Source organism: Halomonas sp. Y3, assembly GCF_024137965.1.
GTDB lineage: Bacteria > Pseudomonadota > Gammaproteobacteria > Pseudomonadales > Halomonadaceae > Halomonas > Halomonas mongoliensis.
The window spans coordinates 4023155-4036056 of record NZ_CP099975.1 but is presented as its reverse complement, the minus strand read 5'-3'; the positions used below and the strand labels follow the sequence as shown (position 1 = coordinate 4036056).

Annotated in this window: 12 protein-coding genes; 9 read left to right on the top strand and 3 right to left on the bottom strand. The window is 70.0% G+C overall.

The annotated features are described in order from the left end of the window. The first annotated feature begins 58 nt into the window (after positions 1 to 58). Both uvrD and NHL60_RS19120 read left to right on the top strand, forming a co-directional pair. Positions 59 to 2260, top strand: a complete 2202-nt coding sequence (gene uvrD / locus NHL60_RS19125; protein WP_253447154.1) for a DNA helicase II — start codon at positions 59 to 61, stop codon at positions 2258 to 2260. A gap of 160 nt (positions 2261 to 2420) precedes the next feature. Then, positions 2421 to 3509, top strand: a complete 1089-nt coding sequence (locus NHL60_RS19120; protein ID WP_253447152.1) for a TRAP transporter substrate-binding protein — start codon at positions 2421 to 2423, stop codon at positions 3507 to 3509. Between the two features lie 83 nt (positions 3510 to 3592). Here NHL60_RS19120 and NHL60_RS19115 read toward each other — a convergent pair whose 3' ends face one another. Continuing rightward, positions 3593 to 3994: an acyl-CoA thioesterase gene (locus tag NHL60_RS19115; RefSeq protein WP_253447150.1), complete on the bottom strand. Its 402-nt coding sequence runs from the start codon at positions 3992 to 3994 to the stop codon at positions 3593 to 3595. Positions 3995 to 4188: 194 nt separating this feature from the next. Here NHL60_RS19115 and NHL60_RS19110 point away from each other — a divergent pair, with 194 nt between their 5' ends. The 7 genes from NHL60_RS19110 to NHL60_RS19080 all read left to right on the top strand — a co-directional run bounded on the left by NHL60_RS19110 (position 4189) and on the right by NHL60_RS19080 (position 10819). Then, positions 4189 to 5097, top strand: coding sequence for a PstS family phosphate ABC transporter substrate-binding protein (locus NHL60_RS19110; RefSeq protein ID WP_253452307.1), 909 nt, complete (start codon positions 4189 to 4191; stop codon positions 5095 to 5097). Positions 5098 to 5184: 87 nt separating this feature from the next. Beyond that, positions 5185 to 6372: an ABC transporter permease subunit gene (locus NHL60_RS19105; protein WP_253447148.1), complete on the top strand. Its 1188-nt coding sequence runs from the start codon at positions 5185 to 5187 to the stop codon at positions 6370 to 6372. Then, positions 6372 to 7907: a phosphate ABC transporter permease PstA gene (gene pstA, locus NHL60_RS19100; RefSeq protein WP_253452304.1), complete on the top strand. Its 1536-nt coding sequence runs from the start codon at positions 6372 to 6374 to the stop codon at positions 7905 to 7907. The genes NHL60_RS19105 and pstA overlap by 1 nt, the downstream gene beginning before the upstream one ends. Before the next feature lie 28 nt (positions 7908 to 7935). After that, complete coding sequence (gene pstB / locus NHL60_RS19095; protein ID WP_253447146.1) at positions 7936 to 8751, top strand: phosphate ABC transporter ATP-binding protein PstB; 816 nt, start codon at positions 7936 to 7938, stop codon at positions 8749 to 8751. Positions 8752 to 8796: 45 nt separating this feature from the next. Beyond that, the gene (gene phoU / locus NHL60_RS19090; RefSeq protein ID WP_253447144.1) at positions 8797 to 9525 is read left to right on the top strand and encodes a phosphate signaling complex protein PhoU; all 729 of its coding nucleotides are present in this window, start codon (positions 8797 to 8799) and stop codon (positions 9523 to 9525) included. A gap of 13 nt (positions 9526 to 9538) precedes the next feature. Then, entirely contained in the window at positions 9539 to 10270 is a 732-nt protein-coding gene (gene cysZ, locus NHL60_RS19085; RefSeq protein WP_253447142.1) for a sulfate transporter CysZ, read from the top strand. A 60-nt stretch (positions 10271 to 10330) separates the two neighbouring features. Continuing rightward, entirely contained in the window at positions 10331 to 10819 is a 489-nt protein-coding gene (locus NHL60_RS19080) for a copper chaperone PCu(A)C (protein ID WP_253447140.1), read from the top strand. 24 nt (positions 10820 to 10843) lie between these two features. Here NHL60_RS19080 and phoR read toward each other — a convergent pair whose 3' ends face one another. Further along, entirely contained in the window at positions 10844 to 12148 is a 1305-nt protein-coding gene (phoR, locus tag NHL60_RS19075; RefSeq protein WP_253447138.1) for a phosphate regulon sensor histidine kinase PhoR, read from the bottom strand. 1 nt (position 12149) lies between these two features. Next, complete coding sequence (phoB, locus tag NHL60_RS19070; protein WP_253447137.1) at positions 12150 to 12839, bottom strand: phosphate regulon transcriptional regulator PhoB; 690 nt, start codon at positions 12837 to 12839, stop codon at positions 12150 to 12152. Between the last annotated feature and the right edge of the window lie 63 nt (positions 12840 to 12902).

Sequence of the window (12902 nt, the reverse complement as noted above, 5' to 3'; positions counted from 1 at the left end):
GAGTGGCGGGCGATATGCTAAGCTGTGCGCCCATTTTCCGAGCAGCGATGCCCTCTCCATGGACGACGTCACGGCGATTCTCGACCACCTGAACACCGCCCAGCGCGAGGCGGTCAGCGCCCCCCAAGGCAATATGCTGGTGCTGGCCGGGGCCGGCTCCGGCAAGACCCGGGTGCTGGTCCACCGCATCGCCTGGCTGATGCAGGCCGAGGGGCTCTCCCCCTATGCCGTGCTCGCCGTGACCTTCACCAACAAGGCGGCCCGGGAGATGCGCACCCGCCTGGAGGCGCTGCTGGGCCTCTCCCTGCGCCACGTCTGGGTGGGCACCTTCCACTCCATCGCCCACCGCCTGCTGCGCACCCACTGGCAGGAGGCGCGGCTGCCTCAGCACTTCCAGATCATCGACGCCGATGACCAGCTGCGCCTGATCAAGCGGCTGATCAAGGAGCATAATGTCGACGACGAGCGCTTCCCGCCGCGCCAGGTGCACTCCTTCATCTCCGGCTGCAAGGAGGAGGGGCTGCGCCCCCACCAGGTCGACGTCCACGGCGACGCCTACCTGGGGCAGATGGTGGAGCTCTACGAGCGCTACCAGCTCACCTGCGAGCGCGGCGGCCTGGTGGACTTCGGCGAGCTGCTGCTCAGGAGCCTGGAGCTTTTGCGCGACACCCCCGCCCTGCTGGCCCACTATCAGGAGCGCTTCGCCCACCTGCTGGTGGATGAGTTCCAGGACACCAACACCCTGCAGTACGCCTGGCTCAAGCTGCTCTCCGGCATGCGCACGCCGATGACGGTGGTGGGCGACGACGACCAGTCGATCTACGGCTGGCGCGGCGCCCGGGTGGAGAACATCCGCCGCTTCGAGCGGGAGTTCCCGCAGACGAAGACGGTGCGGCTGGAGCAGAACTACCGCTCCACCAGCGCCATCCTCGAAGCCGCCAACGCCCTGATCAGCCACAATACCGAGCGCATGGGCAAGGAGCTCTGGACCGACGGCGCCCGGGGCGAGCCCATCTCCGTCTACGCGGGCTTCAACGACCTGGACGAGGCGCGCTTTATCGTCGACACCCTGCGCGAGCGGGTCGAGGAGGGCGTGCGGCGTCGAGATATCGCCATCCTCTACCGCTCCAACGCCCAGTCCCGGGTGATCGAGGAGACCCTGATTCGCCAGGGGGTGCCCTACCGCATCTACGGCGGGCACCGCTTCTACGAGCGCCTGGAGATCAAGAACGCCCTGGCCTACCTGCGCCTGCTGCTCAACCGCGACGACGATGCCTCCCTGGAGCGGGTGATCAACGTGCCGGCCCGGGGCATCGGTACCCGCACCGTGGAGCTGCTGCGTACCGGCGCCCGGGAGCGCGGCGTCTCGCTGTGGCAGGCGCTGCATGACGGCGTGAGCGACGGCTCCCTCAAGGGGCGCGCCGGCAACGCCGTCCAGGCCTTCGCCGAGCTGATCGAACGGCTCGACCACGACACCGCGGGCCTCGCCCTCCATGAAATCATCGACCACGTGATCGAGCGCTCGGGTCTGGTGGAGCACCACCGCAGCGAGAAGGGCGAGAAGGGCCAGGCCCGGGTCGAGAACCTGGAGGAGCTGGTCACGGCCGCCCGGGCCTTCACCCAGGGGGAGTCCTTCGACCCGCCGGAGGCCGGCGAAGGGGGCGCGGCGCTGGAGGCCTTCCTCTCCGAGGCGGCGCTCAACGCCGGCGACCACGAGGCGGACGAGTTCGAGGACAGCGTGCAGCTGATGACCCTGCACTCCGCCAAGGGGCTGGAGTTTCCGGTGGTCTTCATCGCCGGGGTGGAGGAGGGGCTCTTCCCCCACCGCATGTCGGCGGAGGAGCCGGGGCGCCTGGAGGAGGAGCGCCGGCTCTGCTACGTGGGCCTGACCCGCGCCATGCACAAGCTCTACCTGACCCACGCCGAGATCCGCCGGCTTCACGGCAAGGAGACCTTCCAGCGCGCCTCGCGCTTCCTGCGCGAGATCCCCGAGGAGTACCTCGAGGAGGTGCGCCTGCGCGGCCAGGTCAGCCGGCCGGTGACCGCCTCGCGCCCCGGGGGCCTGCGCCAGACCGAGGTGAGCGGCGGCGACGATCTGCCGTCGCTCTCCCTGGGCCAGCGGGTGCGCCACCCGGTGTTCGGCGAGGGGGTGATCCTCAACGCCGAGGGGGAGGGGCCCCGGGCCCGGGTGCAGGTCAGCTTCGAGGGCGAGGGCGACAAGTGGCTGGTGCTGGGCTTCGCCAAGCTGACCCCGCTGTAGCCCCGCTGTAGCGTAGGGCGGCGGTGCCAACTCCCTTTGACGTACCCGTCAATGTCGCGGCTTGCCGGCCAAATTGCCCTTGACGCATACTTTCGGATGGACACTGCCACGGCCGAACCTAGCGCCGTGGTCCTATAACAAGCTTTCGGAGTCATGCCGCATGCAACGCCGCAACTTTCTGAAGACCCTGGGTGCCGGCGCCGCCGGCGTCGCCGCCGCCCCCTTCGTCTCCACCGCCAAGGCCCAGGAGACCATCACCTGGGACATGGTCACCTCCTGGCCGCGCAACTTCCCGGCGCTGGGCACCGGCGCCAACGAGTTTGCCCAGCGCGTCGAGGCGCTCTCCGGCGGGCGCATGCGCATCCGCGTTCACGGTGCCGGCGAGCTGGTACCGGCCATGGAGGTCTTCGACGCCGTGGCCGCCGGCACCGCCGAGATGGGCCACTCCGCCGCCTACTACTGGCGCGGCAAGGTGGCGGCCTCCCAGTTCTTTACCGCGGTCCCCTTCGGCATGAACACCACCGAGACCAACGCCTGGCTCTACCACGGTGGCGGCCAGGAGCTGTGGGACGAGATCTACGCCAAGCACAACCTCAAGCCCTTCGCCGTGGGCAACACCGGCACCCAGATGGCGGGCTGGTTCAAGAAGGAGATCAACTCCCTCTCCGATATGCAGGGCATCCGCCTGCGCCTGCCGGGCCTGGCCGGCGAGGCGATGAATCGCATCGGCGTCACCACGGTGAACATGCCGGCCTCTGAAATCTTCACCTCCCTGCAGACCGGGGTGCTGGACGCCGCCGACTGGGTGGGCCCCTACAACGACATGGCTCTTGGCCTGCACCAGGTGACCGACTACTACTACACCTCGGTGTGGAACGAGCCCAGCGCGGTGCTCGAGGGCACCGTCAACCTGGATGCCTGGAACGCCCTGCCCGACGACCTCAAGGCGGTGGTGCGCGAGGCGGCCAAGGCCTCCAACCTCTCCATGATCAGCGAGTTTGCCTACCGCAACGCCCAGGCCCTGGAGACCCTGGTCGAGGAGCACGGTGTCCAACTGCGCACCTTCCCGGAGGACGTCATGCAGGCCCTCTATGAGGCCTCCATGGAGGTGGTCCAGGCCCAGGTGGACGGCGACCCGGAATCCGCCAGGGTGTACGAGTCCTACCTGGCCTTCCAGAAGCTGGTGCGGCCCTTCAGCGATATCGGCGAGTACGCCTACCTCAAGAGTCGCGACGCCGTCGGTGCCTGATCCAGGCGCCTGACGCGACGCATCGGGGGCGCCGGCTGGCGCCCCCGATGCGTTCTGGGCGGTGCCCCGGGAGAGAGTCGGGCCTACTGGTGAACGGCGCGGATGCGGCCCTTGTCGTCCAGGGCCACCATCACGAAGCTGGCCTCGGTGACCTTGTGCAGCTCCCTGGGGTCGCGCTCCTGGGGCTGGCGAATCCACACCTCGACGTCGATGCGGATCGAGCTGTGGCCGATCTCGCGCACGGCGGTGTAGATATTGACCATGGCGCCCACCCGAACCGGGCAGAGGAAGTCCATGGACTCGATGGCCACGGTGGCGGTGCGGCCCCGGGCCTCGCGACCGGCGGCGAGCTCGGCGGCCTGGTCCATATGGGCGACCAGCCAGCCGCCGGCGATATCGCCGTGAAGGTTGGTATCCTGCCGGCTGGCCAGCAGCTTGAGGGTCAGCTCCCCCTGGGGGGCGGGAATATCATCGAGGTCTGTCATGAAGTTGTCATCATCCTGGCTTGTTATTGTGGCCGTATGCGACAAGAGGCAAACGGATGTCTGAATCGGAGGCCATGGTATATGCAGTCGCCGCTGCTCACCAGCGCCGCGCCGCGGGCTGCGACAGTCCGCCCGGGCGTCGGCCGCCCGGTGCACTGGGCCGGCGACTGGTGCGGTTTGGCGCCGCACTGGTGATGGCGCTGCTCCTGCCGGCAAACCTCCAGGCCGCCAGCGACGAGGTGGTGGGTACCCTGGGGGCGGTGGGGTCCGATACCCTGGCGGGGCTGATGCTGCGCTGGGGGGAGGCGCTCACCGAGCGCTATCCCGCCGTGCGGCTGCAGCTGCAGGCCAGCGGGTCGGCCAGCGCCCCCACGGCGCTGATCGCCGGTACCACCCGGCTGGGGCCCATGTCCCGGGCCATGAGCGAGAGCGAGCGGGCGGCGTTCACGGCCCGCCACGGCTATCCGCCCCTGGAGCTCGAGGTGGCCCGGGACGCCCTGGCGGTCATCGTGCATCGCCATAACCCTCTGGAGAGCCTGACCCTGGCCGAGCTGGATGCCATCTTCTCTCAGAACCGCCGCTGTGGAGCCGAGCGGGCCATCAGCGACTGGTCCCAGCTCGGCCTGGCGTCGCCCACCGGACGCATCGTGCTGCACGGGCGCAACGTGGCCTCCGGGACCCACGACCTGGTGCGTCTGCACGGGCTCTGCGGCGGCCGCTTTCGGCTGAACGTCAACGAGCACCCCGGCTCCGCCGCCGTGGTGGCCGCCGTGGCGGCGGAGCCGGCGGCGATCGGCTTTGCCGGCCTCAACCACCTGACTCCCTCGGTGCGGGTGATACCTCGACGCGACGGGGAGAGCGGCGAGCTCCATCCGCCTGGCCCCACCACCGTGGTCAGCGGCGACTACCCCCTGGCGCGGAGCCTCTATCTCTACGTCAACCGACGACCGGGGGAGCCCCTGCCCGGGCCGGAGCGGGCCTTCCTCGAGCTGGTGCTCTCGCCCGAGGGACAGTCGATCGTGGAGGAGCTGGGCTTTGTGTCGCTGCCGGAAGCCCTCCGGCAGCGGCAGCTGGACCTGCTGGCGCGCGGACCCGAGGCGTAATGCTGTCACCCAACTGTCACCGGGATGTCGTAATCTGGGCTTCTGCCCCCTTTCAAGAGCCATGTCGATGAGCCATCGGGAGCGGCCATGATCGAACCCCTGCCGCCCAGGCCCGAACCCCGCCGCCAGTGGTACCGGCGCCTGCGCGATCGCCTGGCGACCCTGCTGATCACCGCGGGGGGCGTTGGCGTGGTCGTGGCGGTGCTTGCCATCGGGGTCTTCCTGGCCCTGGAGGTCGCGCCGCTCTTTCTGGGCGCCGAGGCCTCGGTCGGCTGGCGGGAGCTGTGGCAGGGGCGCTGGCAGCCCGGCACCCTGCCCGGCGAAGCCCCCGCCTACGGCATGCTGCCCCTGGCCTGGGGCACCCTGAAGGCGGCCTTCTGGGCGCTGCTGTTTGCCATTCCTCTGGCCCTGGGCGCCGCCATCCACTCGGCGCTCTACATGCCGCCGCGGCTGCGCAGCCGCCTCAAGCCGACCCTGGAGATGATGGAGGCGATGCCCGGGGTGGTGGTGGGCTTCGTGGCCGGCCTGGTGCTGGCCCCCTGGGTGGAGCGCCACCTGGCCGGCGCCCTGGCCTTGGCGCTGCTGCTGCCCGCCGGCATGCTGCTGGCCGGCCTGGCCTGGACCTGGCTGCCTCCGGGCCTGCGGCGCCGCCTGGCGCCGGGCTGGGCCGGGCTCTGGCTGATGCCCTGGCTGGCGCTGCTGGCCGCGCTGTCGCTGTGGCTCTCCCCCGCCCTCGAGGCGCTGCTGTTCGGCGGTGACCTGCGCCACTGGCTGGATGCGCGCTTCGGGCTCGACTATGCCGCCCGCAATGCGCTGATCGTCGGCCTGGCCATGGGCTTTGCGGTGATTCCCGGCATCTACGCCCTGGCCGAGGACGCCCTCACCGGCGTGCCGGCGAGCCTCGGTGAGGGCGCCCAGGCACTGGGCGCCACCCGCTGGCAGAGCCTCTGGAGGGTGGTGCTGCCGGCGGCGGCGCCCGGGGTCTTCAGCGCGGTGATGATCGGCGCCGGCCGCGCCGTGGGTGAGACCATGATCGTGCTGATGGCCAGCGGCAACACCGCGCTGATGACCCTGAGCCCCCTGGAGGGGATGCGCTCCATGTCGGCCACCATCGCCATCGAGCTGCCCGAGGCGGTGCCGGGCGGTGTCCACTACCGGCTGCTCTTCCTGGCCGCCCTGGCACTGTTCGCCTTTACCTTCCTGGTCAATACCCTGGCGGAGCTGGTGCGGTCGCGGCTGCGGCGGCGCTATCGCCGCCTGGGGGCGGCCTCATGATGCGCGCCGGATGGGCGCGCCTGCCCCGGGGCGAGGGGCCCTGGCCCTGGCTGGCCGCCGGCAGCGTGGCCCTGTCGCTGCTGATGTTCAGTGGCCTCGTGCTGCTGCTGGCGGTGCGCGGCCTGGGGCACTTCTGGCCGGCGCCGCTCAGCCTGGTGGCCCTGGAGGATGGTCGCCTGCTGGCGGGCCAGGCGGTGCGCGAGGAGCGCCGCGCGGACGGGGCCGGGCGTGAGCGCCTCTACCTGACCGCCAACCGCGACCTGGACGGTGCCATCTGGACCTGGGTAGACCTGGAGGAGATCGCCGCCGAGAGCCGCCCCCGGGATCTGGTGGTGCTGGAGCGCACGCGCTGGGGCAGCTTCCAGGGGCGCCTTCTGGCGCTGGAGGAGGAGCGTGGCCGGGTGGAGGGGGAGGCGGCCTGGCAGGCCCTCGAGGCGCGCCTCGACGAGCTGCAGGCGCTGCGCCGGGAGCGCCTGCGTGACCAGGTGGTCGTGCCGCTGGTGCGCCGCCTCGAGCGGGAGACGAGCGAGGCCCTGGTCGCCGAGCTCGGCGCCGCCAACGCCCGCATCCGCGAGCTCCAGGCGCGCATGGGGGGCACTCGCCTGCTGCTGGAGAGCGTCGACGGCCGGCAGCTGGAGCAGCCCCTGGAGCAGGTGCTGCGCGCCTGGCGGCCCAATGCCATGTCGACGCCTCAGAAGCTGGCCGCCTGGGGGCAGGGCGTGTGGCGCTTCCTCTCCGAGGGGCCCCGGGCCGCCAACACGGCTGGCGGCGTCTGGCCGGCGATCTTCGGCACCGTGCTGATGGTGCTGCTGATGTCGGTGGTGGTGACCCCCTTCGGCGTGCTGGCCGGCATCTATCTCAACGAGGTGGCCCATCAGGGACGCTTCACCCGGCTGGTACGCATCGCCGTGCGCAACCTGGCCGGGGTGCCCTCCATCGTCTACGGGGTCTTCGGGCTCGGGGTCTTCGTCTACGGCATCGGCGGCACCCTGGACGAGTGGTTCTTCGCCGACCGGCTCCCTTCGCCCACCTTCGGCACCGGGGGGCTGCTGTGGGCCTCCCTGACCCTGGCGCTGCTGACCCTGCCGGTGGTGATCGTGGCCACCGAGGAGGGGCTGGCCCGGGTGCCGGACCACCAGCGGGAGGGGGCCCTGGCCCTGGGGGCCACCCGGGTGGAGATGCTGACCCGGGTGGTGCTGCCGATGACCACCCCGGCGATGCTGACCGGGGTGATCCTGGCCATCGCCCGGGCCGCCGGCGAGGTGGCGCCGCTGATGCTGGTGGGGGTCGCCAAGCTGGCGCCTCAGGTGCCGGTGGACGGTGAGTTTCCCTTCCTGCATCTTGAACAGAAGTTCATGCACCTGGGCTATCACATCTACGACGTGGCCTTTCACGGCGGCGACGTGGAGGCGGCGCTGCCGCTGGTCTATGCCACGGCGCTGCTGCTGGTGCTGGTGATCCTGGTGCTTAACCTGACTGCAATATTTCTGCGCCACCATCTGAGGGCGCGTCACGGGGTGCTGCCGCGTCGCTAGCGGCAGCGCCCGAAGGAGTGTGAGCCCGATGTCTGTCTTCCCGTCGCCGCGGCCTGCCGCCGGCGGACCGATCATCGACTTCGAGCCGGCCGCCAGCTGCCTGGAGGTCGAGGGCCTGAGCCTTGCCTACGGCGAGACACTGGCCCTGCGCGACCTCTCGCTGCGGGTGCCGCGCCAGCGGGTCACGGCCTTTATCGGCCCCTCCGGCTGCGGCAAGTCGACGCTGCTGAGGGCTCTCAATCGGCTCCACGACCTCAACGACGAGGTGCGGCTGAGCGGTCGGATTCTGCTCGAGGGGCAGGATATTCATGCCCCCGAGGTGGAGGTGGCGGAGCTGCGCCGGCGGGTGGGGATGGTGTTTCAGGCGCCCAACCCCTTCCCGATGTCGATCTACGACAACGTGGCCTTCGGATTGCGGCTGCAGGGCGGCATCCGCAAGCGGCAGATGGACGACATCGTCGAATGGGCGCTGCAGTCGGCGGCGCTCTGGGACGAGGTGAAGGAGCGGCTCGGCAGCTCGGCCTGGACGCTCTCCGGCGGTCAGCAGCAGCGCCTGGTGATCGCCCGCACCCTGGCGGTGCGCCCCGAGGTGCTGCTGCTCGACGAGCCGGCCTCGGCGCTGGACCCGATCTCGACGCTGAAGATCGAAGAGCTGATCCGCAACCTGAAGTCGCAGCTGACCCTGGTGCTGGTCACCCACAACATGCAGCAGGCGGCGCGAGTCTCGGACTACACCGCCTTCCTGCAGGAGGGCGAGCTGGTGGAGTACGGCCCCACCGACAGCCTGTTCACCAACCCGCGCCTCGTGCGCACCGAGAACTACATCACCGGGCGCATGGGCTGACCGCAGGTCCAGGGCCCGAGGCCTGTTCCCCCTAGAGGAGTCCCCATGGACATCACCAGCGATATCCATAGCCGCCATATCTCGCGGCAGTTCAACCAGGAGCTCGAGGAGCTCAAGACCCACCTGATGGCCATGGGTGGCCTGGTGGAGAAGCAGATCCAGGAAGCGGTGGTGGCGCTGCTCGACGGCGACTCCGACCTGGCCCGCCGGGTGGTGGAGAACGACCGGGCGGTCAACGACATGCAGATCAAGATCGACGGCGAGTGCACCCAGGTGCTGGCCCGCCGCCAGCCCGCCGCCTCGGACCTGCGCCTGGTGCTGGCGGTGATCCGCGCCGCCTCGGACCTGGAGCGCATCGGCGACGAGGCCAGCAAGATCGCCCGCAACGCCGCCGACCTGATCGAGGGCAACAACGGCAGCCGCGGCTTCGTCGAGGTGCGCATGATCAGCGAGCATGTGCGGCGCATGGTGCGCGATGCCCTGACCTCCTTCGCCCGCTTCGATACCGAGCTGGCGTTGAAGCTGGTCCACGAGGACGAGGAGGTGGACGAGGAGTACCGCACCGCCATGCGCTCCTTGATGACCTTCATGATGGAGGATGCCCGCTCGATCTCGCCGATCCTCAGCCTGATGTGGATCCTGCGCTCCCTGGAGCGTATCGGCGACCACGCCAACAACCTGGCGGAGTACGTGGTCTATCTGGTCAAGGGGCTGGATATCCGCCACACCGACCCCGACGACCTGGACGAGCGGGCGATCACCCGCAAGGAGTGAGCGCGATAGCCCCATGCTCGATGCCGTGACCGCCCTGGCTCGGGGCACCCGCCTGGCCTACTCCCGCGGCCTGCGCCGCTATGTCTTCGTGCCCATCGTCATCAACCTGCTGGTCTACGCCGCCATGCTGCGCTATGTGCTGGCCAACTTCGGCGGCTGGCTGGAGGGCTGGATGGCCATGGTGCCGGGATGGCTTGGCTGGCTGGAGTGGCTGATCTGGCCGCTCTTCCTGGTCAGCCTGGTGGTGATCGTCTTCTTCACCTTTACCCTGGTGACCCACCTGATCGCCGCTCCCTTCTACGGCTTCCTGGCGGCCAAGGTGGAGCGGGTGGCCACCGGGCGACCGCCGCTGGATGATCGCGGCCTGGCCCGGACCGCCGTGGACGCCCTGGGGCGCGAGCTGGTCAAGCTGGCCTATATCCTGCCCAGGGCCCTGCTGCTCTTCCTGATCAGCTGGATTCCCGGCGTGAACCTCGCCGCCCCGCTGCTCTGGGCGCTCTTCTCGGCCTGGGTGATGGCGATCGCCTACCTGGACTACCCCATGGACAACAACAAGGTGAGCTTCGCCGAGATGCGACGGCGGCTGGCGGCACGCTGGTGGCCGAGCCTCAGCTACGGCGGCTGCGTGACCCTGGTAACCTGGATTCCCCTGGCCAACCTCTTCCTGCTGCCCGGCGCGGTGTCCGGCGCGGTGCTGATGTGGGCCGAGCACTATCGCGATCTGGAGAGCCCCGTGGCGCGTTGAACGGGGCCCCGCGGGACGGCTGCTATGCTCGGAAGACACCCCGACAAGGAGCCAACCGCCATGCGCCTGTCCGTTACCCTGCTGCTGGCCGCCGGCCTCGCCCTTCCGGGCCTGGCCCAGGCCCACGAATATGTCCTTGAGGATCTCGTCCTGGTGCATCCTTTCGCCACCCCGGCACCGCCCGGGGTGCCCCATGCCGCCGCCTATGTGGATATCCGGGTGGAGGGGGAGACTCCCGCCGTGCTGATCGGTGCCAGGACGCCGGCCAGCGAGTCGGTGGGGCTCTACGAGACGCGGCGCGAAGAGGGCGAGCCGGAGAGGCGTCGCCTCGAGCGCATCGAGGTGCCGGCGGGCATCACCCAGCTCATGCGGCCGGAGGGCGGCTACCATCTGATGCTCGAGGGGCTGGTGGCCCCCCTGGGGCTGGGGGAGCGCTTTCCCATGACGCTGGAGTTCGCCGAGCGCGGCGAGGTCGAGGTGGAGGTCTGGGTGCAGAGCGCCGAACGGGGCAGCCGGGCCGCCGACGGCCACCACCATGACCTCAGGTGAATCGGCCTGCGCGCGGAGGCGGGCTCACTGCTCGACGAGCTGGGGCTCCAGCAGGCGGGAGGCCGGGAAGAGGCAGCGGAAGCGGGCTCCCTGGCCGGGCCGGGAGTCGATCTCCAGGCGGGCATCGTGGCGCAGCAGCACATGCTTGACGATGGCCAGGCCAAGCCCGGTGCCGCCGGTGGCGGCGCTGCGCCCCTTGTCGACCCGGTAGAAGCGCTCGGTCAGCCGCGGCAGGTGCACCGGGTCGATGCCCTCGCCGTTATCCTCCACCTCCAGGCAGGCACCGTCGCCCTGGGGCCGCCAGCGCAGCACGATGTGGCTCCCTTCGGGGGTATAGCGCACCGCGTTGAAGGCCAGGTTGGAGAGGGCGCTACGGATCTCCTGCTCGCTGCCGACCAGTGCCCGGGCCTCGCTCTGCTCCACCTCCAGAGTGTGTCGCCCGCCGCTGAGCGCCTCGGCGTCCCGCTGTACGCTGGCCAGCAGCGCGCTCATCGCCAGGGGGGCATGGTCTGCGCCGCCGCGCTCGATCTCCAGCTTGGACAGCAGCAGCAGGTCGCTGACCAGGCTCTGCATGCGCACGGTCTGCTCCTGCATCCGACCGACTCCCCGGGCGAAGCGCGGCGGCAGCTGGTCGGCGTAGGTGGCGTAGGTCTCCAGGTAGCCGGCCAGCACGGTGAGGGGGGTGCGCAGCTCGTGGGAGACGTTGGCCACGAAGTCCCGGCGCATCTCCTCCAGGCGGTGCAGGCGGGTGATGTCCCGGGCCATCAGCAGGCGCTCGTCGTCGCCGTAGAGGGTGATCTGGAACTGCAGCACCATCTGCTCGTCGATGGGCGAGGGGAGCGTCAGCGGCTCCCGGTAATCCCGGGCGTGGAAGTAGTCGATGAAGCGGGGATCCCGCACCAGGTTGGTGATGTGGTGACCGCGGTCGTGGGCGGCGCGCAGGCCCAGCATGCGTTCGGCGGCGCTGTTCCACCACTCCATGTCGCCATGGCCGTCGAGCATCACCACGCTGTCGCGCATCGCCTCCGAAGACTCCTGGACCCGCTTGATGATGCCGAGAAGGCGCTCCTGGGTATGGCGCTGGCCCTTCTGGTAGCGGTAGAGACGGTCGAGGAGGTCGCCCCAGATGCCGGTGGTGGCGGGGGGCTCGGCCTGGGGCGTCAGGGTCAGCCAGCGGTGGAGGCGACGCAGCTGGTGCAGGTGGAAGGCGAGACAGGCGCCGAGTCCCAGGGCCAGGCCGGCCCAGGCATGGGACAGCAGCCATCCTACCGCCAGGCCGCTGCCGGCCAGCAGCAGCAGTCGCCACGCTTCCCGCTTCCAGAGGCCCACGTCAGCCCTTGGCGGAGAACCGGTAGCCGGTGCCGCGCACCGTCTGGACCAGATGCTGGTGGCGCTCGCCCAGCGCCTTGCGCAGGCGGCGGATATGCACGTCCACGGTGCGCTCCTCCACGTAGACGTTGCCCCCCCACACCTGGTCCAGCAGCTGGCTGCGGGTGTAGGCGCGCTCCTGGTGGGTCATGAAGAACTGCAGCAGGCGATACTCGGTGGGCCCCATCTCCACGGCGCGGCCGTTGGCGCTGACCCGGTGGCTGACCGGGTCGAGCAGCAGGCCGTCCACCTCCACCGCTTCCTCGACCCCCTGGGGAGTCGTGCGGCGCAGCACCGCCTTGAGGCGGGCCACCAGCTCCCGGGGGGAGAAGGGCTTGGTGATGTAGTCGTCGGCGCCGGCCTCGAGCCCCTGGATCTTGTTGTCCTCCTCGCCCTTGGCGGTGAGCATGATGATCGGCAGCTCGGCGGTGGTGGGCTCGCGCTTGAGGCGTCGGGCCAGCTCGATGCCGCTGGTGCCGGGCATCATCCAGTCCAGCAGTACCAGGTCGGGCTGGTGGTCGACGATCAGGGCGTGGGCGCTCTGGGCGCTGTCCGCCTCGAGCACATGATAGTCGGCCATCTCCAGCGCTACCGCGATCATCTCGCGGATCGGCGCCTCATCATCGACGATAAGAACGGTCTTGGCGGTCATCCGGTAGCCTCGGCACAGTGACGAATCGGTGACGATCTCACCATGCCAGTATGACACTGGCGT

Coding starts and splice junctions, on each gene's coding strand:
- uvrD (WP_253447154.1), top strand. CDS start 59: ATGGACGACGTCACGGCGATTCTCGACCACCTGAACACCGCCCAGCGC.
- NHL60_RS19120 (WP_253447152.1), top strand. CDS start 2,421: ATGCAACGCCGCAACTTTCTGAAGACCCTGGGTGCCGGCGCCGCCGGC.
- NHL60_RS19115 (WP_253447150.1), bottom strand. CDS start 3,994: ATGACAGACCTCGATGATATTCCCGCCCCCCAGGGGGAGCTGACCCTC.
- NHL60_RS19110 (WP_253452307.1), top strand. CDS start 4,189: ATGGCGCTGCTCCTGCCGGCAAACCTCCAGGCCGCCAGCGACGAGGTG.
- NHL60_RS19105 (WP_253447148.1), top strand. CDS start 5,185: ATGATCGAACCCCTGCCGCCCAGGCCCGAACCCCGCCGCCAGTGGTAC.
- pstA (WP_253452304.1), top strand. CDS start 6,372: ATGCGCGCCGGATGGGCGCGCCTGCCCCGGGGCGAGGGGCCCTGGCCC.
- pstB (WP_253447146.1), top strand. CDS start 7,936: ATGTCTGTCTTCCCGTCGCCGCGGCCTGCCGCCGGCGGACCGATCATC.
- phoU (WP_253447144.1), top strand. CDS start 8,797: ATGGACATCACCAGCGATATCCATAGCCGCCATATCTCGCGGCAGTTC.
- cysZ (WP_253447142.1), top strand. CDS start 9,539: ATGCTCGATGCCGTGACCGCCCTGGCTCGGGGCACCCGCCTGGCCTAC.
- NHL60_RS19080 (WP_253447140.1), top strand. CDS start 10,331: ATGCGCCTGTCCGTTACCCTGCTGCTGGCCGCCGGCCTCGCCCTTCCG.
- phoB (WP_253447137.1), bottom strand. CDS start 12,839: ATGACCGCCAAGACCGTTCTTATCGTCGATGATGAGGCGCCGATCCGC.